The organism is Streptomyces sp. NPDC057963 (assembly GCF_042887155.1).
In the GTDB taxonomy this organism is placed as follows: domain Bacteria; phylum Actinomycetota; class Actinomycetes; order Streptomycetales; family Streptomycetaceae; genus Streptomyces.
Window position 1 is genome coordinate 22,503 of record NZ_JBHVPX010000031.1, and the last position, 24,511, is coordinate 47,013.

A 24,511-nucleotide genomic window follows, 5' to 3' on the forward strand; every position below is an offset into this window, starting at 1 on the left:
GACGACCGGAGCCACGTCCGCCATGACCGCCCCCGCGCGTCCCCGCTCCCCGGCCGGCACGGACGGCAGGCCCTCCGACCAACGCCCGGCGGCGCAGCTGAGCACCGGCGGCTCCGCGTTCCGGGAGGGCGGGGAGGGCGGTTCGTACTGCCACGGATGGTCGGCCACGCCCAGCCGTGATCTGCTGGTGTACACGCTCGGTGTCACCCCGGCCGAGCCCGGATACGCCCGGGTGCGGGTCGCTCCGCGGCTCGGCGCGCTGTCCGGTGCCCGGGGCGCGGTGCCGGCCCCGCAGGGCCTGGTCCGGGTCGACGCGGCCCCGGACCGGGTACGTATCCAGTCACCGGTGCCGGTGGAGGTACTGCACCCCGACGGCTCCCTCACCCACCACCCGTCCGGCTCGTCGAGCGTCGCACTCGCCGGCTCCGCACCGCAGAAGGGCTGAAGCCTCATGTCCGCCGTACCCCCTCCCATATCCGAGACGTCACCACGGGTCGGCACGGCCCACGGGGCGGTGCGCGGCACGCTGGAGCACGGTGTCGCCGTCTTCCGCGGGATCCCGTACGCGGCCGCGCCGGTCGGCGCCCGTCGTTTCCGGGCACCCGAGCCGCCGGAGCCGTGGGAGGGGGTGCGCGAGGCGGTGGCGTTCGGGCCGACCGCACCCAAGCGGCCGTACGCCCCGCCGCTGGACCGGTTGCTGCCCGATCCCGAGGTGCCGGGCGACGACTGCCTCAACCTCAATGTGTGGACACCGTCCCCGGCCCGTACGGGGCTGCCCGTTCTCGTCTGGATCCACGGCGGTTCGCTGCTGCACGGCTCGTCGGCCGTGCCGCTGTACGACGGGTCGGCGTTCGCCCGTGACGGCGTGGTCCTCGTGTCGGTCAACTACCGCCTGGGCATGGAGGGGTTCGGGGTGTTCCCGGACGCGCCCGCCAACCGGGGGCTGCTCGATCAGCTCGCGGCGCTGGCCTGGGTGCGGGACAACATCGCCGCGTTCGGCGGCGATCCGGACCTGGTCACGGTGTGCGGCGAGTCGGCGGGGGCCATCAGCATCGCCGCGCTGCTGGCCGCGCCGCGTGCGAAGGGGCTGTTCCGGCGTGCGGTGCTGCAGAGCGGCCCGCCCTCCGCTCTTCCCCTGGACGGCGCCGCCCGCCGCACCACGGAGCTGATCGCGAAGCGGCTGGGGGTCGGGGCGACGGCCGGGGAGCTGGCCGCGGTGGACCCGGAGCGGCTCCTGGCGGCGCAGACCGAGGTGACGTCCGGCGGCTCTCCGCTGACCGGCGGGAACTCCTTCCAGATCGTGGTGGACGGCGACCTGCTGCCCCGCGATCCGCTCGAAGCGCTGCTGGACGGTGCCGCGGACGACGTCGATCTGCTGATGGGCGCCAACAGTGAGGAGTACCGGCTCTGGTTCGTGCCGAGCGGTCTGACGCAGGGGCTGTCCAGGATCAAACTGCGGCTGGCCCTGGTGAAGTTCAAGGTGCCGGGCGCCACGACGCGTACGTACCGGGCGAACCGGCCCGGTGCCACACCGGGCGAGTTGCTCGGGGCGCTCGCCACCGATCTGCTGCTGCGCGTCCCGCTGAACCGGGTGGCCGACGCCCGCGCCGACGCTGCGGGGAGCACTCATCTCTACGAGTTCGGCTGGCCGTCGCCCGTACTGCGGCTCGGCGCCTGTCACGGGCTGGAGATCGGCTTCGTCTTCGACACGCTGGACCGGCCCGACGCGGTGGCCCTGGCCGGCGAGGACGCCCCGCAGGAGCTGGCCGACGCGATGCACGCGGCGTGGGTGCGGTTCGCCGCCTCCGGCGATCCCGGCTGGCCGGCCTGGGACACGTCCCGCCCGGTGATGGGCTTCGGCCCGGGAGCCCCTGCTGTGGTGCGCGCCCCGCGCGACGAGGAGCTGCGCGGCTGGGCACCGTACCGGAGGAACACCTGACGCCGGTCTCCACGGCGCGGACGAGTGCGCGAGCGGCGGCCCCCGACCGGTCGGCCGGGGGTCCTCCCGGCCATCAGCTCTTGTTCTGCGCCGCCCAGAACTCGTCGAACGTGAGCAGCCCGTCGCCGTTGGCGTCGTGCGAGTTGATGACGGCCTGCGCCACCGGCTCGGTGACGTAGGGGTCGCCGAGCTGAGCCATCACGCTCTTGTACTCGGCGGCCGATATCAGCCCGTCGCCGTTCAGATCGAACCGCTCGAATGCCTTGCGTGCCGACTCGATGTCCGCCACAGTTCCGCCCCTTCGCAATGCCTCACCCATGCCTGGCCAAAGTCTGACCAGTGTCTGACTGACGGTGGTCAGATTAACGGGCGCGACGGGTGGCGGTCGCGGCGGCCGGTCGTCGATCATGGGTGGGGTGTCCGCCGCCCGGCGGGCCGTGGTCCGGACCGGGGAGCGGGACGCAGATGGACGACGCACTGGCACAGATCCTGACGGCCGCCGCGAGCGGGCGGTTTCCGCCGCCGGACGGGTCGACGACGGTGGTGGGGCAGCCCGATGCCCGGGACGCGGGGGTGCTGGCGTTCACCGCGCACTCGGTGGTGTTCACCGACGAGGACCCCCGGTGGGTGCGGTCCGTGCTGGACTCCGCCCCGGGAGACGAGCTCGCCGCGACGATGCATCCGTACTTCCTGTCCGCGCTGCTGGCCCGCAGCGGCCGGCAGATGAACACCATCGATCTGCTGACGGTCGCGGACGCGCTGCCGGGCGAGCCGGAGGTCGCGCTGCGGGAGATCAAGGACCCGGAGCATCCTCGGGTGGCGCGGGCCATGAAGTACCGCGACGAGGTGCGGGTCTGGTCCGCCGACGGCGGTGTGGTGATCCTCGGCCGGGGAGTCGCGGGGCGCTGGGAGACGGCGATCGAGGTGGACGAGGAGGCGCGCGGCCGGCGGCTGGGCGAACGGCTGGCGCGGGCGGCCCGGCATCTGGTGCCGGACTCGGCGGTCTGGGCGCAGCAGTCGCCGGGGAACGCCCGCAGTGTGCGGACGTTCCAGGCGGCGGGCTACCGGCCGGTGGGCTCGGAGGCCCTGCTGGTCACGGAGTGAGTGCCCAGCGGATCAGCTGCGCCACGGCTTGTAGTGCGGGTTGTCGACGCACTTGCTCATGATCTCGGTCTTCTTTGCCTGGTCGATCGGGCACGCCCCGACGATGAACTTCCGGTCGACGCCGCCGGGGAAGGCGACCTCCACCTGGTCGGCGTACTTGTGGGTGTCGCCGATCGTCTTGTTCACGTCGATGCCACCGGGGGCGTCGATGTAGTAGTTGAACTCGCTCTTCCACCGCTTGTACAGGTCGTGGTCGTACGTGGTGGAGACGAACGGCGAGGGCTGGTTGGCCAGGACGTACTTCTCCAGGTCGTACTGGCCGTAGACGATGTCCTTGGCGTGGAAGCCCTCGTCGAAGACGGTCATCGGGCCCCGGCCGTCCGCCCGGTAGAGCTGGCGGCAGTTGTCCCGCCAGGAGGGCCGGGGGGTGATCCGGTCGATGTCCACCGGGTCGGCGGCGGCGAAGAGGTGGTCGGCGACGACCGGGCAGCCACCGGGTTTGAGCGCGGCGGTCGCGGGAGCGGCGGTGGGGGCGGCCTCGGTGGCGGCGGCGGGGACGAGTACGGCGCAGAAGGAGAGAACGGCAACTGCGGCCCGGCGCCGCAGACGAGAAGTGATCATCATGATGGTCACTGTCCCGGCAGCGCGGCGCCGGGCCGTGGAGTGTCACCCGAAGGCGAGCGTGTCCGGCGGAGTGTTGACGCCGGACCGTCAGCGGAAGACGCCGGTGTGGCCGAGCGAGTAGCGGCCCGGCTGCGGGTAGACCGCGAGTCCGTGCGGGCCGCTGCCGACCGGGATCCGGGCGAGCTGTTTGCCGCTGGCGGTGTCGATCGCGTACACCTCGGAGTTGTAGCGCCCGCTCAGCCAGAGGACCTTGCCGTCGGCCGAGACTCCGCCCATGTCGGGGCTTCCGCCGCCCGGCAGGCGCCACTTCTTCACCAGTTTGCGCTGTCCGAAGTCGAAGACCGAGATGGAGCCCTCGCCCCGGTTGGAGACGTACATCTCCTTGGAGTCGCGGCTGACGTAGAGGCCGTGGGCGCCCTTGCCGGTGGGCAGCAGCTTGGGGGTGGTGAACTTCTTCCCGTCCAGCACCCACACCCCGTTGGCGATCATGTCCGCGATGTAGAACGTGCCGCCGTCGGGCGACAGCTTCACGTCCTGCGGCATCGCGCCCTTGAAGGGCAGCTTCTGGTGGCCGACGACCTTCATCTTCGCCGTGTCGACCTTGAGGAGTTCGCCGGAGAACTCGCAGGAGACGATGAAGTACCGGCCGTCCGTGGAGAAGTCGGCGTGGTTGACGCCCGCGCAGGCGACCGGGAGGGTCTTGACCGTCTTCATGGTGTGGGCGTCGCGGAAGACCAGTTCGCGGTCCATCGAGGCCATCACCACGGCGTATGTGCCGTCCGGGGTGAAGTAGAGGTTGTACGGGTCGGAGACGGGCACCGTGCGGCCCACCTTCCCGGTGGCGGGATCGATGGCCGTGAGGCTGTCCCCGATGTCGTTGTTGACCCAGAGGGTCTTCAGGTCCCAGGACGGGACGACGTGCTGCGGCTGGCGGCCGACCTTGATGGTCCTGATGACCTTGTACGTCGCCGGGTCGATCACCGACACCGTGTCGGAGTTGGTGTTGGGGACGTACACCCGGGACGGGAAGTCCTTGACGACCGGGGAGAGCTTCCCCGGCCGGTCGGCCGCGTAGACGTCCTTGGCGTCGAGCACCGGCGGCATGCCGGGCAGCCCCGGCGGCACGGGCGGTGCGGCGCGTTCCGTCTCGACGGGCGGGGCGGCGGCCTCACTGCCGACGGCCTCGCCGCTCCCCTTCCCGGCGGGGGAGCCGCAGCCGGTGAGGACGGCGAGGAGGACGCCCCCGAGCAGGGCCGCGGTGTGCTTGGTGGAGGGAAGCATCAGGTCAGCAGCTCCGTGGTCGTCACCGCGCGCAGTTGGCGGCGGTCGATTTCGGTGAGGAGGAGAGGCAGGGCGGCGACCGTGTCCGCGTAGCCGAAATGCAGGCTCACCACCGATCCGTTGCGGATCTCCCCGGTCACCTTGCGGGTGACGGCCGCGGCGCCGGGAGAGGTGAAGTCGAGGGAGTCCACGTCGTACGAGAGGACGTGCGGGTAGCCCGCACGGGCGGCGAGCCGCTGGACGAGCGGGGTGGCGTACCGGGTGCGCGAGGGGCGGAACCAGGTGCCGATGGAGCCGGTGAGCCGGCGCAGCCGCTGGGCGCAGCCGGTGATCTCCGCGTACGCCTCGGCCTCGCCCATCGTGGAGATGTCGAGGTGGCGTTGGGTGTGGTTGCCGAGGTCGTGGCCGCCGTCGAGGATGCGGCGGGCCATTTCGGGGTGCTCGTCGAGCCAGCTGCCGACGGCGAGGACGGTGATCCGGGCGTGGGCCCGTTCGGCCTCGGCGAGTACGGTCCGGGCGACGGCGGGGTCGCCCTGGCCGTGGAAGGTGAGGGCGACGCGGCCGCGGTCGCGGGGGCCGTGCTCGATCTGGACCGGCTGTCCGGGGAAGCGGCGCGGGGCGGGCGCGGGGCGCGGGGCCGGGGGTCCGGTGGTCGCGGAGTCCTTCTTCGGGCTCGCCGCGGCCGTGACGGTCTTGGCCGACGTACCGGCGGTGTCGCCGCGGTCCGCGCAGCCGGCGGTCAGGGCGCCGGCGAGGGCGGCCCCTGCTCCCGCGCGCAGGGCGCTGCGGCGGTGCACCGGTGCGTCGGAGGCGTTCATGCGCAGAACAATAGGGGCGAAATGAATGGGGGATAACAATTCAGCCTTATGGGCGACGCGAATGAATCACTCAACGAATCCCATAAATATTCATGGTTTTCCAGGCAAGTGACCCATAACACCTGCGATTCACCTAAGGAATGCCCTGCTAAGTAGATAAATGCCCTGTTTGCACCTTTGGCGGAGAGGTCGCCCGTCTGCCATAGTCGGTGACACGACCGCATCGACCCGAGCCCGGTCGTCACAAGCGGCCGTGAACACACCCCCCATGTCACGGCCCCCACACAGCAGCCCCCGAAGCGCCCCACCACGGCGGACCGGGGGCTTCTGTGCGTCCCGGGCACGCGCCACCGGGGATCGGTCGGGGATCAGCGGTCGGAGGTGCGCATCTCGAACCAGGTCGTCTTGCCGCGCGGCAGCAGATCCACGCCCCACCGGTCGGAGAGCTTGTCGACGAGGAAGAGCCCCCGCCCGCTCACATCCATCTCCCGGACGGGCATCAGGCACGGCAGTCCGCGCGAGGGGTCGCGCACCTCGATCCTGATCCAGCCGCGGCGGCGCAGCATCCGCAGCCCGAAGACCCGGGCACCGGTGTGCCGCACCGCGTTGCCGACGAGCTCCGAGACGAGCAGTACGGCGTATTCGGCGGTCTGCGGGGAGAGCGCCCACTGACGCAGCACCACACACGAAGTCAGCCGCCGGGCGGTGGCCGCGGACTCCGGGCGGGAGGGCAGCCGGACTTCGCCCTCCGCCGGATTTCCGAACAACTCCAGCGCCTTGAACGCCTGTTCGTCCTCGACGGTCGGCATCCAGCGTGCCGCTGTCGCGCCGCTGTGCGGTCGCGGCTGTTCCACACCCTCCAGGCCCGCCATGCACACCATCATGGCCGCAAGGCGGGCGCTCCGGGGCCGTTCCGCGGGAATCCGCACCCCGGAACGCACTCTTCCCCAGAGGTCGACAGGCATATGCCACTGGCAGAGCGTGGCTCCCCGCACCCATGCTGACCTGCATGAATGCGGCGCCCGAGGGGAACTGTCCGCCCCTTCGGAGAGCTGGGCCCCAAGGCTCCCTCAAGGCCCAGCCAATCCGCCCGCACGGATGAACCCGCGTCAGCCCGTGCCCAACTGACTGTCAGTCAGAGGAACTTGGCCTTGCCCGGACCCTCTTCCACGAAGCTGCGCATTCCGCGCTCCCGGTCCTCGGTGGCGAACAGACCCGCGAACCAGTTCCGCTCGATCGTGAGCCCGGTGTCGATGTCCGTCTCCAGACCGGCGTCGACGGATTCCTTGGCGGCGCGCAGCGCGAGGGCCGGCCCCTTCGCCAGCCGGGCGGCCCAGGCGTGCGCCTGCTCGTACACCTCGGCGGCGGGCACCACGCGGTCCACCAGACCGATCGTCAGGGCCTCTTCGGCCTTCACGTGGCGGCCGGTGAAGATCAGGTCCTTGGCCCGGGAGGGGCCGACCAGCCGGGCGAGGCGCTGGGTGCCGCCCGCGCCGGGGATCAGCCCGAGCAGGATCTCGGGCTGGCCCAGCCGGGCGTTGTCGGCGACGATCCGGAAGTCGGCGCAGAGCGCCAGCTCGCAGCCGCCGCCCAGCGCGTAGCCGGTGACCGCGGCGACGACGGGCTTGGGGATCCGGGCCACCGCGGTGAAGGATTCCTGGAGCGCCTTGGACCGTACGACCATCGCCGTATGGTCCATCACCTGCATCTCCTTGATGTCCGCGCCCGCCGCGAACACCTTCTCGCCGCCGTAGAGGACCACGGCACGCACGTCGTCGCGCCGGGTGGCCTCCTCGGCGAGTGCGCGCAGCCGGTCCTGGGTGGCGACATCCAGGGCGTTCATGGGCGGACGGTCCAGCAGGATCGTGCCGACGCCGTCGGTCACTTCGAGGGTTACGGTCATGGGAGGCAGGTTAACCGGCGCTAACGACGGCGGGCCCGGTGCTGTTGGTCACAGCACCGGGCCCGCCCGTGTCCGGTTGCGACGGGTACTACTTGGTCCACTCCGACCAGGACATGTTCCAGCCGTTGAGACCGTTGTCCGGCTGGATGGTCCGGTCCTTCGAGTTCTTCACGACCACGACGTCGCCGATGAGCGAGTTGTCGAAGAACCAGGCCGCCGAGGTCTTCTTGCTCCAGGCGCCGCGCACGTCCTGCAGGCCGACGCACCCGTGGCTGGTGTTGGCCGAGCCGAAGACGCCGGAGCCGCCCCAGTAGTTGCCGTGGATGAAGGTGCCCGAGGTGGACAGCCGCATGGCGTGCGGCACGTCCTTGATGTCGTACTCGCCGCCGAAGCCCACGGTGTCACCGTTCATCCGGGTCACCTTGAGCTTCTCGCTGATGACCATCTGGCCGTTGTACGTGGTGGTCGCCGGGGCGCCCGCGGAGATCGGGATGTCCCTGATCTGCTTGCCGTCGCGGACGACCTTCATCCGGTGCGTGCTCGCGTCGACGGTGCTGACCTGCCGGCGGCCGACGGTGAAGGAGATCGTCTTGGCCTGCTTGCCGTAGACACCCGGACGCCCCTCGACACCGTCGAGGTTGAGCTTCACGCTCACCTTGGTGCCCGCGGCCCAGTAGTCCGCGGGGCGGAAGTCGAGGCGGTCGTTGCCGAACCAGTGGCCCTCGATCGGCACGGAGGGCTCGGCAGTCACCTTGATGGCCTTCTCGACCGCGGCCGGGTCGGTGATGCCGCGGGTGAAGTGGATCGAGACGGGCATGCCGACGCCGACCGTGGAACCGTCCTCCGGGGTGTACTGCCCGATGAAGGTGTTCTGCGGGACCAGCGTCGTGAAGCTGGTGTCCTTGGCCGACTCACGGCCCTTCGCGTCCTTGGCGACCGCGTGGACCGTGTACTTGGTCGCCGCGGCCAGATGCTGGTCCGGCGTCCAGCTCGCGCCGTCCGCCGCGATCCGGCCCTCGACCTCGGCGCCCTTGGGGCCGGCGACCTTGACCGTCGTCAGCTTCCCCTGCTCGGCGGAGATCTTCAGCGCTCCGCTGGTGGCGACCGAGTCCGCCCCGTCCTTCGGCACGACCGCCACCACGGCCTGCGAGGCGGCGGTGTCGCCCACCTTCGCCCCGCCCTTGCCCGCGCTGCCGGCGTCGTCTCCCCCGCCGCACGCCGTCACCAGCATCAGCATCGCACCCAGTCCCAGAGCCAGCAGTCCGGTGGCCCCATGTCCACGCCGCCCGCTGTCCGCTCCGGCCGATGCCCCCGATATCGGCTGCCCGTTCAATGTGCTCGTCTCCCCTCACACGGCCCGGCCCCGCCAAGGCCCTGGGGGCCCTCGGCCCCCTCCCCCGCGCGCTGCACATGCGCGCTCAGCGAAAGATAATCACACCGGCCGTGAGGAAATGACCCCGCGGAATGTCACCGTTCAGTCCCAACTCCTCCGGGGACTTCTCCAGGTGGCACGGGGTACGGGCGCGACGGCGCCGGGCGAGGGCCCGTCCACGAGCGGGTACGCCGGACAGACCCGGGCGATCCGACGGGGCGTCAGCGGAGGGCGGAGCCGGCCTTCCACCGCTTCCAGTCCAGGTTCCAGCCTCCGAGACCGTTGTCCGGCGCGACCTGTTTGTCCTTGGACTTGACGACCTCGACCACATCGCCGACGAGCGTCCGGTCGAAGAACCAGCCGGCCGGGGTGTCGCTGCCGCCGCCCCGCACGTCGCGCAGCCCGACACAGCCGTGGCTGACGTCGGCCGAGCCGAAGACGTCGTCGTCCGACCAGTAGTTGCCGTGCAGGAACGTGCCGGAGCCGGTGAGCCGGAGGGCGTGCGGGACGTCCTTGATGTCGTACTCCCCGCCGAACCCGACCGTGCGGCCGTCCATCCGGGTCACGTCGTACATCTCGCTGACCACCATCTTCCCGTTGTACGTCTCCATACCGGGGTAGCCCGCCGTGATCGGAACCGTGGAGAGGAGCCGGCCGTCGCGGCGTACCTCCATGGTGTGTGCCGCCGCGTCGACCCGGGACGTCTGGGAACGGCCCACCGTGAAGACGACCTTCTTGTCCTGGGTGCCGTACACGTGCGGCGCGCCCTCCACATCGCGCAGCCCCATCGCCACGGTGACCTCGGTGCCCGGCACCCAGTAGGCGGCGGGGCGGAAGTCGAGGCGGCTGTCGCCGAACCAGTGCCCCACCACCTCGACCGGCGGAACGGAGGCCACCCGGATGGCCCTCTGCACGGCCGCGCGGTTCTTGACCGGGCGGTTGAAGGTGAAGGAGACGATCATTCCGGTGCCGACCGTGGAGCGGTTCTCCGGCTTGAAGTAACCGATGAAGCGGTGTTCGGGGACCACCGTGGTGAACGTCGTGTGGCGGGCCGAGCGGTGCCCGGAGCCGTCCACGGCGACCACGTCGACGCTGTACTTGGCGGCGAGCCCGAGCCGGCCCGTCCTCCCCCGGGGTGACCAGGAGAGACCGTCGTGCGCGATCCGGCCCGTCACCTCCTGGCTCCGCGCGTCCTCGGTCCGCTTCACCTCGACGTTCTCCAGCCGCCCGTCGGGGACCTCCACCTCCAGGCGGTCGTCGGGGCCGATGTCCCTCGCCCCGTCGCGCGGGGTGATCAGGATCGTGTCCTGCGGGGAGTGCGCCTTCCCGCTGAAGACCGAACCGGCGCCGGTGCAGCCGCTCAGGAGGGCCGGCACGGTGAGTAGTCCTGCCCATGTCAGCACGGCGGCCGAGTTCGCCACCGCCCTCTTCGCTACGTGGTTCACGTCCCCCCAACGACGGGGGCCGGTCGGGGGAAACGTGAGTCCCGGCGCCGGTGTGGGCAGAACAGGGGGGAGGACCACACTCGGAGGGCCGCGGCCGGGACGCCGTGCGCTCCTCTTCGGTGCCGGTCCCCACGAGCCGCGGGAGGCGAGCAGGTGTCGAGCGCAGCCGAGCAGGAGTCAGTACAGGAAGCGGTGCGGGAGACCGGGGCGCCGGCGGGGCGGCGGAGCGCGCCGACGGCCGGGCCGGCCACCGTGTGGCCGGGCGCCCCGACGCCGCTCGGGGCCCGCTTCAGGGTGGGCCCGGACGGGGTGGCGGGCACCAATTTCGCGCTCTGGGCGGGCGGTGCGGAGGCCGTCGAGCTCTGCCTCTTCGACGAGGAGGGAGGCGAGAGGCGCCTCCCGCTGGCCGAACTGACCCATGAGATCTGGCACGGCTTCGTGCCGGGCGTACGGCCGGGTCAGCGGTACGGCTACCGGGTGCACGGCCGCTGGGACCCCTGGACCGGTGCCCGCTGGAACGCAGCGAAGCTGCTCCTCGACCCGTACGCGCGCGCCGTGGACGGCTCGTTCACCCTCCCGGCCGAGGTGTACGGCCATGTGAGGGACTGGCCCCACCAGCAGGTCGCCGACACCGTGCGCGACGAACGGGACTCCGCTCCGTACGTCCCCAAGGGCGTCGTCGTCCATGACGACGACGACTGGGCCGAGGACCGCCGGCCCAAGACCCCGTGGGCGGACTCCGTCATCTACGAGCTGCATGTGCGCGGCTTCACCAAGCTGCACCCCGAGATCCCCGAGGAGCTGCGGGGCACCTACGCGGGTCTCGCCCATCCCGCGGCCATCGGGCATCTGCGGCGGCTCGGGGTCACGGCGGTCGAGCTGCTGCCGGTGCATCAGTTCGCCCACGAGGACCATCTGCTCCGGCGCGGCCTGCGCAACTACTGGGGCTACAACTCCATCGGCTACTTCGCCCCGCACGCCGACTACTCGGCCAGCGGCACCGCGGGCCAGCAGGTCGGCGAGTTCAAGCGGATGGTACGGGCCCTGCACGGCGCCGGGATCGAGGTGATCCTCGACGTGGTCTACAACCACACGGCGGAGGCGGGCGAACTGGGCCCGATGCTGTCGCTGCGCGGCATCGACAACCGCGGCTACTACCGCCTCCAGCCCGACGCCCGCAGATACGCGGACTACACGGGCTGCGGCAACACCCTGCACGTGGTCCAGCCGCACGTCCTGCGGCTGATCACGGACTCTCTGCGCTACTGGGTCACCGAGATGGGCGTCGACGGCTTCCGCTTCGACCTGGCGGCCGCGCTGGCCCGCTCGATGCACGACGTCGACATGCTCTCCCCGTTCCTCGCGGTGATCGCCCAGGACCCGGTGCTGCGCCGGGTGAAGCTGATCGCCGAGCCGTGGGACGTCGGCAGCGGCGGCTACCAGGTCGGCGCCTTCCCTCCGCTGTGGACCGAGTGGAACGACCACTACCGGGACGCCGTACGGGACTTCTGGCGCGGTGCCCTGCCCGACGTACGGGATCTCGGCTACCGGCTGACGGGGTCCAGCGATCTGTACGCGTGGGGCGGCCGGCGGCCGTACGCCTCGGTCAACTTCGTCACCGCGCACGACGGCTTCACCCTGCGTGACCTGGTCAGCTACGAACAGAAGCACAACGAGGCCAACGGCGAGGGCAACCGGGACGGCACCTCGGACAACCGGGCCTGGAACTGCGGCGCCGAGGGCGAGAGCGACGATCCCGCCGTCAACGCGCTGCGCCGCCGCCAGCTGCGCAACCTGCTGACCACACTGCTGCTGTCGACGGGCGTGCCGATGCTGGTCGCGGGCGACGAGATGGGCCGTACACAGCGCGGCAACAACAACGCGTACTGCCAGGACAACGAGGTCGGCTGGCTGGACTGGTCCCTGCTCGACCGGCCCGAGTGGCGGGCGCTGACCGAGCTGGCCTCCCGGGTCCTCGCCCTGCGCCGCACCCATCCGGTGCTGCGCCGCCGCGCCTTCTTCTCCGGGCGGGCGCAGGCGGCGGACGGGCTGCGGGACCTGGCGTGGTTCACCCGGCAGGGTGCGGAGATGACGGAGGGGGACTGGTACGCACCGGCCGCGACGGTCGGGCTCTACCTCTCCGGCCGCGACATCCCCGGCCGGGACGCGCACGGCGAACCCGTCACGGACGACAGTTTTCTGGCGATCCTGCACGCGGACCACCGGCCGAGCGGCTTCCGGCTCCCCGGCCCGCCGTGGGCGCAGAGCTACGAACTGGTCCTGGACACCTCGCGGGAGGACCAGGCCGCGGCTCCCGGCACCGTCCACCCGGGTGACGGGACACTGACCGTGCCGGCCAGGTCGGTGCTGCTGCTCCGGGTCGGGGAGTGAGCGTCAGCCGAGGATGCCGCGGTCGTAGCCGATCGCGACGGCGGCGGCCCGGTCCTTGGCGCCCAGCTTGGCGAAGACATGGGTGAGGTGGGTCTTCACGGTGGCCTCGCTGATGAACAGCTCGGCGGCTATCTCACGGTTCGACGTGCCCTTCGCGACGAGTTCGAGCACCTCGCGCTCACGGGCCGACAGCGACTCGTTGCCCGGGGCCGACGGAGTGCGCACCCGTGAGACGAGGCGGGAGGCGACGGCGGGGGAGAGCACGGTGCGGCCGTCGGCGGCGGCGCGGACGGCGGTGAACAGCTCGTCGCGCGGCGCGTCCTTGAGCAGATAGCCGGTCGCGCCGGCCTCGATCGCGGGGAGGGTGTCGGAGTCGGTGTCGTACGTGGTGAGGACGAGCACCTTGGACCGGGCTCCGCGTCCGGCCAGTTCGGCGATGGCGGGGACTCCGCCGCCGCCCGGCATCCGCAGGTCCATCAGGACGACATCGGGGTCGAGCCGGGCCACGAGGTCCACGCCCGCCACCCCGTTCGACGCCTCCCCGAGGACCCGGAACCCCGGATCGGAATCGAACATGCCGCGCAGACCGTCCCGTACGACGGGGTGGTCGTCGACGACGACGAGTGTGATGACGCGTGCGCGATCCTCAGTCATGGCAGGCCAACCGTACTGGTCGTCAGCTGTGCCGGACCAGGGGCACCCGGGCGCAGACCGCCGTGCCGCGGCCCGGCTCGGTCTCCACCTCGACGGTGCCCGCGACGCGTTCGGCGCGGGCCCGCATGCCGCCGAGCCCGAAACCGCCCGCGCCGCGGCGGTAGGGCGGCAGGGCGGCCGGGTCGAAGCCGCGGCCGTCGTCCCGTACGTCCAGGGTGAGTTCGTCGCCCATGAAGGACAGGGTGATGCCGACCCGCGAGGCGCCGGCATGGCGGCCGGCGTTGGCGAGGGCCTCCTCGGCGATGCGGAGCAGGGTGGCGGCTATCTCGTCGTGGACCGGCTCGACGGTACCGGTGACGGTGAAGTCGGCCCGGATCCCCTGGTGTTCCCCCCAGCCGGTGACCGTCTTCTTCAGCGCGCCGGGGAGGTCGTCGTGCTCCAGGGCGGCGGGGACCAGGTCATGTACCGAGCGGCGCGCCTCGCCCAGGCTGTGCCGGGCGAGGGCGGCGGCGCGGTCGAGGTGCTGCCGGGCCAGGGCCGGGTCGTTGCCGGCGACCGAGGTCACCACCTGGAGCTGGGCGATGATGCCGGTCAGGCCCTGTGCGAGCGTGTCGTGGATCTCGGCGGCGAGCCGTCGGCGCTCGTCGGCGACGCCCGCTTCGCGGGCCTGGACGAGGAGTTGGGCGTGCAGGCCGGCGTTCTCCGCGAGGGCCTGTTCGAGGCGGGCGTTGGCGGTCTCCAGGGCGGTGATGGTGTCGACCCGGGCGCGGGTCTGCTCGGCCTCCCGGTCGCCGATCTGGGCGAACACCATGGTGAGGGTCGCGTGCAGGGCGAAGAGGACACCGAAGGCGACCCAGTTCACGAGGTCGGCCGGCGGGAGGCCGCTGCCGGACTGCGAGCCCGCCATGATGACGGCGGTGGCCAGCAGCCCGGCTCTGACGGCCCGGTCCGGAAGCAGGCGGCCGACGTCGAAGTAGCCGAGAACCGCGAACATGGAGAAGAACGGGTTGCACTCGGTCAGTCCGAGGGCGAGCACCGTGCGGACGACGAAGTAGAACTGCGCCGCCCGCGACTTCGGGGGAACGCTCTGCCGGACCCGCCCCCACCAGAGCTGGAGGACGAGCGCCGCCGGGGCCAGCGCCGCGGCGACGTGCACGTCCGAGCGGGACATGATGAGGGGGGCGGACACCGCCGAGACCGCGGTGCCCAGGCCCAGCAGACCGTACGGCCCGTACCGGAAGAACCGTTCCCACCACTGCGCGGCCGTCGTCGGTCCGGTGGCGGCCGTCCTTGCTGCATCCCCCGTGTCCATGGGTGAAGTCTCCCCGCTTCCCCGTGCGTGTGTCCGCCCGCCTTCCCGCAACCGCGCTCACTCCCACCGGAACAGGCGGGTCGCGAGCAGAGTCACCAGGGCCGCCCAGAGCGCCATGACGCCCAGCTGCACCCAGCCGGGCCAGCCGCCGGACGCCGCCCGGTCCAGTGCCTGGGAGGCCGCGCCGAACGGGGTGGCCTCGACGATGCGCCGCAGGGTGTCGGGCATGGTCTGCACCGGGATCCAGACCCCGGCGGTGAACATCATCGCGAGGTAGACGACCGAGCTGACGGCGGCGGAGGCCTTGGTGGTGCGGGAGAGTGCGCAGAGCAGTGCGCCGAGGCCCAGCACGCTCGCCGTCGCCAGGAGCAGCGCCAGGACGTACCCGAAGGGCTGTCCGGGCAGTGCGACGCCGAAGGCGATCCGGCCGACGGCCATGGCCAGCGCGGCGGAGCCGAGGGCCGCGGCGCCGTGCAGCGCGATCTGCGCGGTGAGCAGGGCGGACGGCGGCACCGGCGTGGTCGACATGCGGCGCAGGATCCCGCGCTCGCGGTAGCCCGTCAGGACGGGCGGCATGGCTTGGAGCCCGGACATGATCATGGCGAGCAGGACCGCCACCGGTACGTACAGGTCGATGACGCGTCGGCCGCCGAGTTCGTCCTTGTGTTCCCCGAAGGAGGGGATGAGGCCGAGGATCGTCAGGAGCGCGGTCGGGAAGACGACGACCCAGAACAGGGCGCCTGGTTCGCGGAGGAAGAGCCGCGTCTCGGTCCTGAGCACGGCCGCCCAGGGGGTCGGCCTGTCCGTCGCCGTGGCCGGGTTCGCCGTGGTCATCTCAGGCCGCCTGTTCTGTGAGGTCGAGGTAGGCGTCGTCCAGCGTTGTCTCGGAGACGCGGAGTTGGTGTGCGGTGATGCGGTGGAGGGCGAGCAGCGAGATCACCGCGTTGACCGTCTCGTCGGTGCCGTGGATGACGATCCGGCCGTCCTTCCGCTCCGTGGAGACCGCGCCGGGCAGCGCGCCCAGGTCGGTGCCGTCCAGTGGCTGTGACGGGGTGAAGGAGATGACCGTGGAGCCGTCGGCCCGGCCGATCAGTCCGGCCGGGGTGTCCAGGGCGACGACCTTGCCCTTGTCGATCACGGCGACGCGGTCGCAGAGCCGTCTGGCCTCTTCCATGAAGTGGGTGACCAGAAGGACCGTCACGCCACTGTCGCGTACGTCCTCGATCAGCTTCCAGGTGTCCCGGCGGGCCCGCGGGTCGAGACCGGTGGTCAGCTCGTCGAGGACCACGACCCGGGGGTTGCCGACCAGGGCGAGTGCGATGGACAGCCGCTGTTTCTGGCCGCCGGACAGCTTGGCGAACCGGGTGCCGTACATGTTGTGCAGACCGAGCCGTTCGGCCAGCGCGCGCCAGTCGGCGGGGGCGGGGTAGAAGGCGCTGTACATTTCCAGCGCCTCGGCGACGGTGAGCTTGGGCTGGAGCTCGCTCTCCTGGAGCTGGGCGCCGAGCAGCCCGGTCACCCGGCCGTGGTCGGCGACGGGGTCGAGGCCGGCCACGCGGACCGTACCGGCGTCCGGGACCCGCAGCCCCTCGATGCACTCGACGGTGGTGGTCTTGCCCGCCCCGTTGGGGCCGAGGATCCCGAAGATCTCCCCCTCGTCGACGGCGAAGCTCACTCCGTCCACCGCGGGGCGCCCGGCGTAGGCCTTGCGCACCCCGCTCACTTCGATGATTGCCATGCCCACGAGCATCGCGTCGCGGGGACCGGCGCACCATCGGCCATCGCGCTCGAAGCCGCATCGGCCGATCGGTTGATACGGGGTACGACCTGCGGGTCCCACGGGACCCGGTCCGGGGCTCCGTCCCCCGGTCGGCCGAAAAACCACATGAGCGATGTCCGTGGTGAAACGTAGGCTCGCCGGTGATGCCCGAAGAACATGCAGAGCCCAAGGAACGGTCCACCGCACGCTCGTTGTTGCGGTTGTGGCCCTATGTGAAGCCGGTGCGGAACCGTCTGTTCGGCGCCGCACTGGTCGCGATCGTCGCCTCCTGCATCGGCCTGGTGATCCCTCTCGTACTGAAGTGGATCGTCGACGGCCCGGTGGCGGACCGCGACCCGGGGGGCGTCTGGCTGGGAGCGCTGTACCTGCTGCTGCTGGGCATCGCCGAGGCCGTACTCTTCGGGATACGCCGGTGGTTGGTGGCCCGGCCGCTGGCCGGGGTCGAAGCGGCGATGCGGGCCGACCTGTACCGGCATCTGCAGCGGCTGCCGGTGGCGTTCCACGATCGCTGGCCGTCGGGGCAGTTGCTGTCGCGCGGGACCACGGACCTGATGCTGCTGCGCATGTTCCTGGCCTTTCCGCTGACGTTCCTGCTGGTCAACGGCACGACGATCCTGGTCGGTTTCGTCATTCTGCTGATGCAGCAGTGGACGCTGGGGTTGGTGCTGCTCGCCCCGGTCGTGCCGTTGGTGATTCTCTGCGCGGTCTTCGAGACGAAGTACGCGGTCGTGGCGCGCAAGGCGCAGGACCAGGTCGGTGATCTGACGACGGTCGTCGAGGAGAGCGTGCTCGGCATCCGCATCATCAAGGGCTTCGGCCGGCACCGCAGCCAGTCCCTCTCGTTCCGTGCCCTCTCGCAGCGGCTGCGCGGCACGGAGCTGGGCAAGGCGCGCCTCCTCGCGGGCATCTGGGCGGTCATCACGACGCTCCCCGAGCTGGCCATCGGGGCGGCGCTGGTCCTCGGCACGGTCCAGGTCGCGGACGGCGGGCTCTCGGCGGGCACCCTGGTCGCCTTCCTCTCGACGGCGCTCGCCCTGCGGTGGCCGATCGAGTCGATCGGCTTCCTGCTGGCGATGAGCCAGGAGTCGGCGACGGCGACCGAGCGGTTCTTCGAGGTGATGGATGTGGCCGAGGAGGAGGACACGGACGCCGCCGGCGGCCACGCCCCGCAGGACACCTCCGCGGACGTCTCGAAAGCCGCGGACGGGCCGGGCCGCGGCGACATGGTCTTCGAGGGCGTGGAGTTCCGTTACCCCGACGCGGCGCCCGGTTCCGTACCCGTACTGTCCCGGATCGATCTGCGCGTCCGCCCCGGCGAGACGATGGCCCTGGTCGGGGCCACGGGTTCCGGGAAGACCACGCTCACCGCTCTCGTGCCGCGGCTGCACGAGGCCACCGGGGGGCGGATCACGCTGGACGGCAGGGACATCACCGCCATGCCCCGGGAGGAGCTGCGCAAGCTGGTGTCCGTGGCCTTCGAGGAGCCGACGCTCTTCTCGGCGACCGTCGGGGAGAACGTGCTGATGGGCGCCGAGGGCGCCGGGGAGGACGAGTTGCGGCGGGCGCTCGCCGTCGCGCAGGCCGATTTCGTGTACGACCTGCCCGAGGGCATCGGCACCCAGGTCGGCGAGCAGGGGCTCAGCCTCTCCGGCGGGCAGCGGCAGCGGCTGGCGCTGGCCCGCGCCGTGGTCGGCCGGCCCCGCTTCCTGGTGCTCGACGATCCGCTCTCCGCCCTGGATGTGCATACGGAGACGCTGGTGGAGGCCGCGCTGCGGCAGGTGCTGGAGGAGACGACGGCGATCGTGGTCGCGCACCGGCCGTCCACCGTGATGCTCGCGGACCGGGTGGCGCTGCTGTCGCAGGGGCGGATCACCGCGGTCGGCACCCATCAGGAACTGCTGCGCGGCAACGCGGAGTACGCGTGGCTGATGTCGGGCGCCACCGGCGCGCGGGAGGGCGCCTGCGCCGTGGACGCCTTCCCCGACCTGTCCGGCGAGGACCGCCTCGTGCCGGACGTCCCTGCCGAGAAGGGCCGTACCCGATGACCAGTACGACGACGACCGGCCCCTCCGACCGGCGGCGCGACGCGCGGAAGAAACCCGGGGACGCGTCTTCCCCCGACGGTGCCGGGGACCGGTTCGACCGGGACGATCTGCCCACCCCCCATGGTGCGACACGCGCCCTGCTGATGTCGCTGCTCCGGCCGCACCGGGGCCGGGTGCTGGTGTCGGCGCTGCTGCTGCTGATCCAGCAGGCGGCGGTGCAGGCGGGCCCGCTGCTCGTCGCGTACGCCATCGACAGCGGTGTGCCCGCCTTCCGGGACAAGGACTACGGACCGCTGATCGCGGTGGCCGTGGGGTACGCGCTGTGCTCGGCCGTCGCCGGGGCCATGCAGTACACGTTCATCATGGCCTCCGCCCGGATCAACCAGGACGTGCTGCTCGATCTGCGTGGACGGATCTTCCGCCACGCGCAGGCCCTGAGCGTGGACTTCCACGAGCGCTACACCTCGGGCCGGCTGATCTCCCGTTCCACCACGGATGTGGAATCGCTGCGGGAGCTGCTCAGCGAGGGGCTGCAGGAGCTGATCGGCATCGTCCTGTCCTTCGTGTCCATCTCGTTGGTGCTCCTCTGGCTGGACTTCGGTCTCGGCGCGGTGGCGGTGCTCTCCTTCGTACCGCTGTATCTGCTGGTACGGCTCTACCAGCAGCGGGCCGGGGTGCTCTACGCGGCGCGGTCGACGGCGATCGCCGCGGTCATCGTGAAGTTCGCCGAGTCGATGAACGGCATCCGTCCCGTCCAGGCCTTCCGCCGCGAGCACATCAACGACGCGCACTTCGAGGGCCTCAACAACGCTCACCGGCAGTCGAACGGCGGCGCGATGCTGGAGATGGCGCGCTATGTCGTCGGCTCCCGGCTGGTCGCCAACACGGCGGTCGCCGGAATCGTGCTGTGGGGTGCGTACCGCGTGGCATCGGGCACCCTGGCGCTCGGTGTGCTGGCCGCGGCCGTGCTCTATCTGCGCCGCCTCTACGACCCGATCGACCGGCTCGGCATGTTCCTCAACTCCTACCAGTCGGCCGCCGCTTCACTGGAGAAGATCGCGGGCCTGCTGGCCCAGACCCCTTCCGTCCCCGAGACGCCGCATCCGGTCGAGCTGCCCGCGCTCACCGGTGCGCACCCGGGCCGCGAGGTCGTCTTCGACTCGGTCCGCTTCGCCTACCGGACGGGCGGCGAGGTGCTGCCCCGCTTCGATCTGACGGTCCCGGCCGGCCAGACCGTGGCGGTGGTCGGTTCGACGGGCGCGGGCAAGTCGACGCTCGCCAAGCTGCTGGCCCGCTTCTACGACCCGACCGAGGGCCGGGTCCTGCTCGACGGGACCGATCTGCGGGATCTGGCCGTGCCCGAGCTGCGGCGGGGGGTGGTGATGGTGACCCAGGAGGCCTTCCTGTTCTCCGGGACGGTCGCGGAGAACATCGCGATCGGCAGCCCGGACGCCACCCGCGAGGAGATCGAGCAGGCCGCCAAGGCGATCGGCGCACACGATTTCATCGCCGGGCTGCCCGAGGGGTACGACACGGACGTGCGCAAGCGGGGCGGCCGGATCTCGGCCGGTCAGCGCCAACTGGTCGCGTTCGCCAGGGCCCTGCTCGCGAACCCGTCGGTGCTGATCCTCGACGAGGCGACGAGCTCCCTGGACATTCCCGGCGAACGGGCGGTGCAGCGGGCCATGGACACGGTGCTCCACGGCCGCACCGCGGTGGTGATCGCCCACCGCCTGTCGACCGTGGAGATCGCGGACCGGGTCCTGGTGATGGAACACGGCCGCATCGTGGAGGACGGCGCCCCGTCCGAACTCATCGGCGGCACCGGCCGCTTCGCCGGCCTCCACCGCGCGTGGCGGGAGAGCCTGGCGTGACGGGGGCGGGCTGTAGGTTCCGCGATTCGGTGCGCACTGTACCCGTGAAATGCGCACTGAATGCACAATCCCAAGGAGCTGTGCGCACTGACTCCGCACGGTAACCAACGACTGAAGGGGTTGGACTATCCGTTGTGTGCTTCGAGCTCGGTCGCCAGCGTCTGTTGGGTGGCCGCCCACGACGCCAGGAGCGCCAAATTGTCAGCGGTCGGTGTGCCCGTGGGTGCGGTGTAGACGTTGAGGCGCAGGCCGGGTTCGGCGGGCAGTTCCAGGGACTCGACGTCCAAATCGAGCCGGCCCACGATCGGATGGCGCACACGCTTGCGGCCGGACCGGTGCAGCCGCACGTCCTGGGATGCCCACCGCTGCCGAAATAGCTCACTGCACGTTGACAGTTCGCCGACTAGGGCGATCAGCTCCTCGTCGTGCGGATTGCGGCCGGCTTCCATGCGTAGCTTCGCGGCCACGTCACCGGCAATTTGGTCGTGGTCGACAAAGAAGTCTCCGGCCGCCTCGGGGCTCAGATAGACGAACCGCGCTGTGTTCGCGGGCCGTCGCGGGTCGGCCAGCACCGGTGAATACAGCGCGCGAGCGAGTTGGTTCATGGCGAGCACGTCATAACGGCCGTTACCGATCCAGGCCGGCGCATCGGAGATCGCGTCGAGCACCTGCTGCAGCGTCGAGCGCACCGTCACGGCAGGCCTACGCCGGCGTGGGCCACTGGGCGCCCTGGATTGGCGCGCGAGGTGGAACAGGTGGTCGCGCTCGGCCTCGTCGAGTTGCAAGGCAGAGGCCAACGCGTCGAGCACGCCATCGGAGGCACCGGCGAGGCTGCCGCGCTCCATGCGCACGTAGTAGTCGACGGATACCCCCGCCAGTAGCGCAACCTCCTCGCGGCGCAGACCTTTGACCCGACGGTTGCCGCCGTAAGCGGGCAGGCCCGCCTGCTCCGGTGCGATGCGGGCGCGACGCGAGCTGAGAAACTCCCGTATCTCGGTGCGTGGATCCATCGTGGCCATCCCCTCACCGTAAGCCCGTCCCGCAGCCTAAGGGGTACCTGATGCGGTCGTCGCGATGCCGCCGTCCACCGGGATGATGGTGCCCGTGAGGTAGGACCCGGCCCGGCTGGCGAGAAACACGGCGATACCCGCCATGTCGTCGTCGCGGCCGAGCCGGCGCAGAGGGGCCGCCGCCGCGATCGTGTCGCCGATGGCATCGAGCGTGGACGCCATCATCCGCGATGGGAACACTCCCGGTGCTACCGCGTTCACCGTGACGTGCTGTGGGCCCAGCTCTCTGGCCAGCACTCTGGTGAGTTGATGGAGTGCCGCTTTGCTGCTGGCGTACGAGTAGTTGGGCGACTGGGCGACGTGGATGGCGGCGATACTGCCGATGTTGATGATCCGCGCGGGATCATCGGCGGTGCCTGCCCTGCGAAGTGCGGGGAGCAGCACCTGCACCAGCCAGAACGGCGACTTGAGGTTGAGGTCGATCACTGTGTCCCAGGCCTCGTCCGGGAACGTCGCCAGCGGCTCGCGCCACATCGCTCCCGCGTTGTTGACAAGGATGTCCAGGCGTTCCGAGTCGGCCTTGACAAGATCAGCGAGGCGCTGACACTCGTCGTGCCTGGACAGGTCGGCGGGGACTGCTTGAACGTCACCGAATTCAGACAGTAGATGCTGTGCCTCCGCGCACGCGTCTGCCTTGCGTGAGCTGATGACGACGCGGGCGCCCGCCTGGAGAAGGCCGCGCGCCACCATCATCCCAATGCCCTTGGTGCCGCCAGTGACAAGGGCGTACTTCCCACTCAGATCGAAAAGTTCTGTGTGAGTGGTGAATTGGTTGTCCGCCATTGGTCTCCGTCCCTTCTGCCGTGAAAGAATGCGCCGACACGGTCGCGCATTCGGGGCAGCTGAATTTAACTGATGGGGTAAAGCCTCAGTGCGCGTCCATGGAGCGTTGTCGGCGCTTTCGACTCAACCAGGTTGACAGGCGTTTGGGACGGCTGGGAGACCCTGGTGATACAGGTACTGGGAGAGCCCCCCTTGCCTGGTGCGCTGACTCACCCCGGATCCACCGGCTTGATTCCCGGTTGATCGTTTCGGGGTCGTGCAGGCCGTGTTGGGGCTGAGTTGCGGATTCGGGCATGGGATGGCCGCTGGTCCACCCAGCTCTTCCTTGCACAGTTTCGCCGCAGGGAAGTCGCCGGTGCCGACCGCCACTGGTCATACGCGTCCAGGGGGTTTTCGTATTGAACGAGACGGGCGGACCGAGCGCCGCTGTCTCGGCACGGCGTTTCGGAGTCGATCTCGACAGGTAGGCAGGCGACGGCCCGCGAGAAGTCGTCACTGACTGCGACAGGCGCCCTGCCCAGCTGGGCGCCTAATGCGCATGGAGGACCGGCACCCGCAGTGCTCACTTCGCGCGGAATCCGGTATCTCCGCTGGAGTCAGTGCGCACGAGAAGGTGGAACCTAGACGGGCGCGAAGTCCTCGGTCCCGGCGGATGCGCGGGGCGGCGACGGGGCAGGACGGCGGGGCGCGTGCCCGCCCCTCGCCTGCCCCGCCCGGCGTGCGCGATCGGGCCGGAGCTGATCTGCTGGTTCCGGGGGCCGTCCACCCGTATCCCGGAGAGATCCAGATGAGCGTCCCCCAGGTCTACCGAGCCGCGCAGGTCACCACCGCCGGTGGTCCGTTCGAGATCGTCGAGCGCGAGGTGCCGCAGCCCGGCCCCCACCATGTGCGGGTGGCCGTGGACGCCTGCGGGATCTGCCACAGCGACGCCCTCTTCGTGGACGCCGCGCTTCCGGGCGTACGGTTTCCGCTGGTCCCCGGGCATGAGATCGCCGGGCGGATCGAGGAGCTCGGTGAGGGGACGCGGGACGCCTGGCAGGTGGGCGACCGCGTGGCGGTGGGCTGGTTCGGCGGCAGCTGCGGCCACTGCACGCCCTGCAGGCAGGGCGACTTCATCGTGTGCCGGAACCTGAAGATCCCCGGCTGGGCGTACGACGGGGGCTATGCCGAGAGGGTGATCGCGCCGGCGGACGCCCTGGCCCGGATCCCCGACGCGCTGGCCCCGGCCGACGCGGCGCCCATCGGCTGCGCGGGCGTGACCACGTACAACGGGCTGCGGCGCAGCTCCGCCCGGCCGGGCGACCTGGTCGCCGTGCTCGGCATCGGGGGCCTCGGCCACCTGGGGGTGCAGTACGCGGCCGCCATGGGCTTCGAGACCGTGGCCATCGCCCGTGGAGCGGCCAAGGCCGACTTCGCCAAGGAGCTCGGCGCGCACCACTACATCGACAGCACGGCGGGCACCCCCGTCGCGGACGCGCTCCAGGCCCTCGGCGGCGCCAAGGTCGTCCTGGCCACCGCCGCCAACTCCGCGGCCATCACGGCGACCGTGGAAGGGCTCGCGCCACGCGGTGAGCTGGTGGTCATCGGCGTGGATCCCGAGCCGCTGGGAATCAGCCCGGCCCAGCTGATCATGGACGGCAGGGTCGTCCGGGGCCACCCGTCCGGCACCGCGCAGGACGTACAGGACACCCTGGCGTTCAGCGCCCTGCACGGGATCCGCCCGATGACCGAGACCGTGCCGCTGGACGGGGCCACCGAGGCGTACCGGAAGATGATGTCCGGCGCCGCCCGCTTCCGGATGGTGCTCACCACCGGCTGACGCGCCCCGCCCCGCCCCGCGCAGGAGCGACCGGCTCCACCGCGGCCGCCGCCACTCCCCCGGCACGTCCCCGCCGGGAAGCACGGTCCCGAGGCTCCACCGGGACACACGGTCCTGAAGCCCCGCCGGAACGCAAGGCCCCGCCTGGAGCACGGCAGCCGTGCCGCGTGCACCGCACACCGCATACCGCGTACATCACCGCGGTGCATGTCCGGGCCGTCCCGTACGGCCCGTCATGTCCCGTGCGCCCTCCGGACGTACGGCGTTCCGGTGCGCCAGTACGGTGCGCTCGCGCAG

The 24,511-nt window shown here is 71.1% G+C and carries 20 protein-coding genes and 1 pseudogene; 7 read left to right on the top strand and 14 right to left on the bottom strand.

Features of this window, described 5'->3' with window-relative positions; translation table 11 throughout:
• Positions 1-22 precede the first annotated feature (22 nt).
• On the top strand, positions 23-445 hold the full coding sequence (locus tag ACFVT1_RS37060; protein ID WP_389804139.1) for a hypothetical protein: 423 nt from the start codon (positions 23-25) through the stop codon (positions 443-445).
• 6 nt (positions 446-451) lie between these two features.
• Positions 452-1,939: a carboxylesterase/lipase family protein gene (locus tag ACFVT1_RS37065; RefSeq protein WP_389804142.1), complete on the top strand. Its 1,488-nt coding sequence runs from the start codon at positions 452-454 to the stop codon at positions 1,937-1,939.
• Positions 1,940-2,012: 73 nt separating this feature from the next.
• Here the strand turns inward: ACFVT1_RS37065 and ACFVT1_RS37070 are convergent, their stop codons facing one another.
• Positions 2,013-2,228, bottom strand: coding sequence for an EF-hand domain-containing protein (locus ACFVT1_RS37070; protein WP_362204930.1), 216 nt, complete (start codon positions 2,226-2,228; stop codon positions 2,013-2,015).
• A gap of 176 nt (positions 2,229-2,404) precedes the next feature.
• Here ACFVT1_RS37070 and ACFVT1_RS37075 point away from each other — a divergent pair, with 176 nt between their 5' ends.
• Positions 2,405-3,043 (top strand): GNAT family N-acetyltransferase, encoded by a 639-nt coding sequence (locus tag ACFVT1_RS37075; RefSeq protein ID WP_389804145.1) that lies wholly within the window; start codon positions 2,405-2,407, stop codon positions 3,041-3,043.
• Positions 3,044-3,055: 12 nt separating this feature from the next.
• Here ACFVT1_RS37075 and ACFVT1_RS37080 read toward each other — a convergent pair whose 3' ends face one another.
• From ACFVT1_RS37080 to ACFVT1_RS37110, 7 genes are all read right to left on the bottom strand, one after another.
• Complete coding sequence (locus ACFVT1_RS37080) at positions 3,056-3,664, bottom strand: ADP-ribosyltransferase (RefSeq protein ID WP_389804211.1); 609 nt, start codon at positions 3,662-3,664, stop codon at positions 3,056-3,058.
• Between the two features lie 90 nt (positions 3,665-3,754).
• Complete coding sequence (locus tag ACFVT1_RS37085; protein ID WP_389804147.1) at positions 3,755-4,948, bottom strand: beta-propeller fold lactonase family protein; 1,194 nt, start codon at positions 4,946-4,948, stop codon at positions 3,755-3,757.
• The gene (locus ACFVT1_RS37090; RefSeq protein ID WP_389804150.1) at positions 4,948-5,766 is read right to left on the bottom strand and encodes a polysaccharide deacetylase family protein; all 819 of its coding nucleotides are present in this window, start codon (positions 5,764-5,766) and stop codon (positions 4,948-4,950) included. Before ACFVT1_RS37090 ends, ACFVT1_RS37085 begins: the two co-directional genes overlap by 1 nt.
• A 368-nt stretch (positions 5,767-6,134) precedes the next feature.
• Positions 6,135-6,650, bottom strand: coding sequence for an ATP-binding protein (locus ACFVT1_RS37095; protein WP_362204916.1), 516 nt, complete (start codon positions 6,648-6,650; stop codon positions 6,135-6,137).
• 251 nt (positions 6,651-6,901) lie between these two features.
• Entirely contained in the window at positions 6,902-7,669 is a 768-nt protein-coding gene (locus ACFVT1_RS37100; protein WP_389804153.1) for an enoyl-CoA hydratase/isomerase family protein, read from the bottom strand.
• Between the two features lie 88 nt (positions 7,670-7,757).
• Entirely contained in the window at positions 7,758-9,002 is a 1,245-nt protein-coding gene (locus ACFVT1_RS37105; protein ID WP_389804156.1) for an Ig-like domain-containing protein, read from the bottom strand.
• 260 nt (positions 9,003-9,262) lie between these two features.
• Positions 9,263-10,486, bottom strand: a complete 1,224-nt coding sequence (locus ACFVT1_RS37110; RefSeq protein WP_389804159.1) for an Ig-like domain-containing protein — start codon at positions 10,484-10,486, stop codon at positions 9,263-9,265.
• Positions 10,487-10,639: 153 nt separating this feature from the next.
• On the opposite strand from ACFVT1_RS37110, the gene glgX reads away from it, so the two are divergent.
• Positions 10,640-12,877, top strand: a complete 2,238-nt coding sequence (glgX, locus tag ACFVT1_RS37115) for a glycogen debranching protein GlgX (RefSeq protein WP_389804162.1) — start codon at positions 10,640-10,642, stop codon at positions 12,875-12,877.
• Positions 12,878-12,880: 3 nt separating this feature from the next.
• Here glgX and ACFVT1_RS37120 read toward each other — a convergent pair whose 3' ends face one another.
• The 4 genes from ACFVT1_RS37120 to ACFVT1_RS37135 are packed head-to-tail and all read right to left on the bottom strand — an operon-like array spanning position 12,881 to position 16,581.
• Complete coding sequence (locus ACFVT1_RS37120) at positions 12,881-13,531, bottom strand: response regulator (protein WP_389804165.1); 651 nt, start codon at positions 13,529-13,531, stop codon at positions 12,881-12,883.
• Positions 13,532-13,553: 22 nt separating this feature from the next.
• Positions 13,554-14,843 (bottom strand): sensor histidine kinase, encoded by a 1,290-nt coding sequence (locus ACFVT1_RS37125; RefSeq protein WP_389804168.1) that lies wholly within the window; start codon positions 14,841-14,843, stop codon positions 13,554-13,556.
• A 57-nt stretch (positions 14,844-14,900) separates the two neighbouring features.
• Positions 14,901-15,677, bottom strand: a complete 777-nt coding sequence (locus ACFVT1_RS37130) for an ABC transporter permease (protein WP_389804171.1) — start codon at positions 15,675-15,677, stop codon at positions 14,901-14,903.
• Position 15,678: 1 nt separating this feature from the next.
• Entirely contained in the window at positions 15,679-16,581 is a 903-nt protein-coding gene (locus ACFVT1_RS37135; RefSeq protein WP_389804174.1) for an ABC transporter ATP-binding protein, read from the bottom strand.
• Positions 16,582-16,766: 185 nt separating this feature from the next.
• On the opposite strand from ACFVT1_RS37135, the gene ACFVT1_RS37140 reads away from it, so the two are divergent.
• A complete protein-coding gene (locus ACFVT1_RS37140; RefSeq protein ID WP_389804176.1) occupies positions 16,767-18,668 on the top strand; it encodes an ABC transporter ATP-binding protein in 1,902 nt (633 codons plus the stop codon).
• A pseudogene (locus ACFVT1_RS37145) lies at positions 18,665-20,542 on the top strand (ABC transporter ATP-binding protein); the annotation flags it as partial. The gene ACFVT1_RS37140 and the pseudogene ACFVT1_RS37145, both read left to right, overlap by 4 nt.
• 125 nt (positions 20,543-20,667) lie before the next feature.
• Here the strand turns inward: ACFVT1_RS37145 and ACFVT1_RS37150 are convergent.
• Together ACFVT1_RS37150 and ACFVT1_RS37155 are read right to left on the bottom strand one after the other, a co-directional pair.
• Positions 20,668-21,552, bottom strand: coding sequence for a helix-turn-helix transcriptional regulator (locus tag ACFVT1_RS37150; protein ID WP_389804214.1), 885 nt, complete (start codon positions 21,550-21,552; stop codon positions 20,668-20,670).
• Between the two features lie 36 nt (positions 21,553-21,588).
• Positions 21,589-22,395 (bottom strand): SDR family oxidoreductase, encoded by an 807-nt coding sequence (locus ACFVT1_RS37155; protein WP_389804179.1) that lies wholly within the window; start codon positions 22,393-22,395, stop codon positions 21,589-21,591.
• A gap of 787 nt (positions 22,396-23,182) precedes the next feature.
• Between ACFVT1_RS37155 and ACFVT1_RS37160 the strand changes: the two genes are divergently transcribed.
• Positions 23,183-24,214, top strand: a complete 1,032-nt coding sequence (locus ACFVT1_RS37160; RefSeq protein WP_389804182.1) for an alcohol dehydrogenase — start codon at positions 23,183-23,185, stop codon at positions 24,212-24,214.
• Positions 24,215-24,511 lie beyond the last annotated feature (297 nt).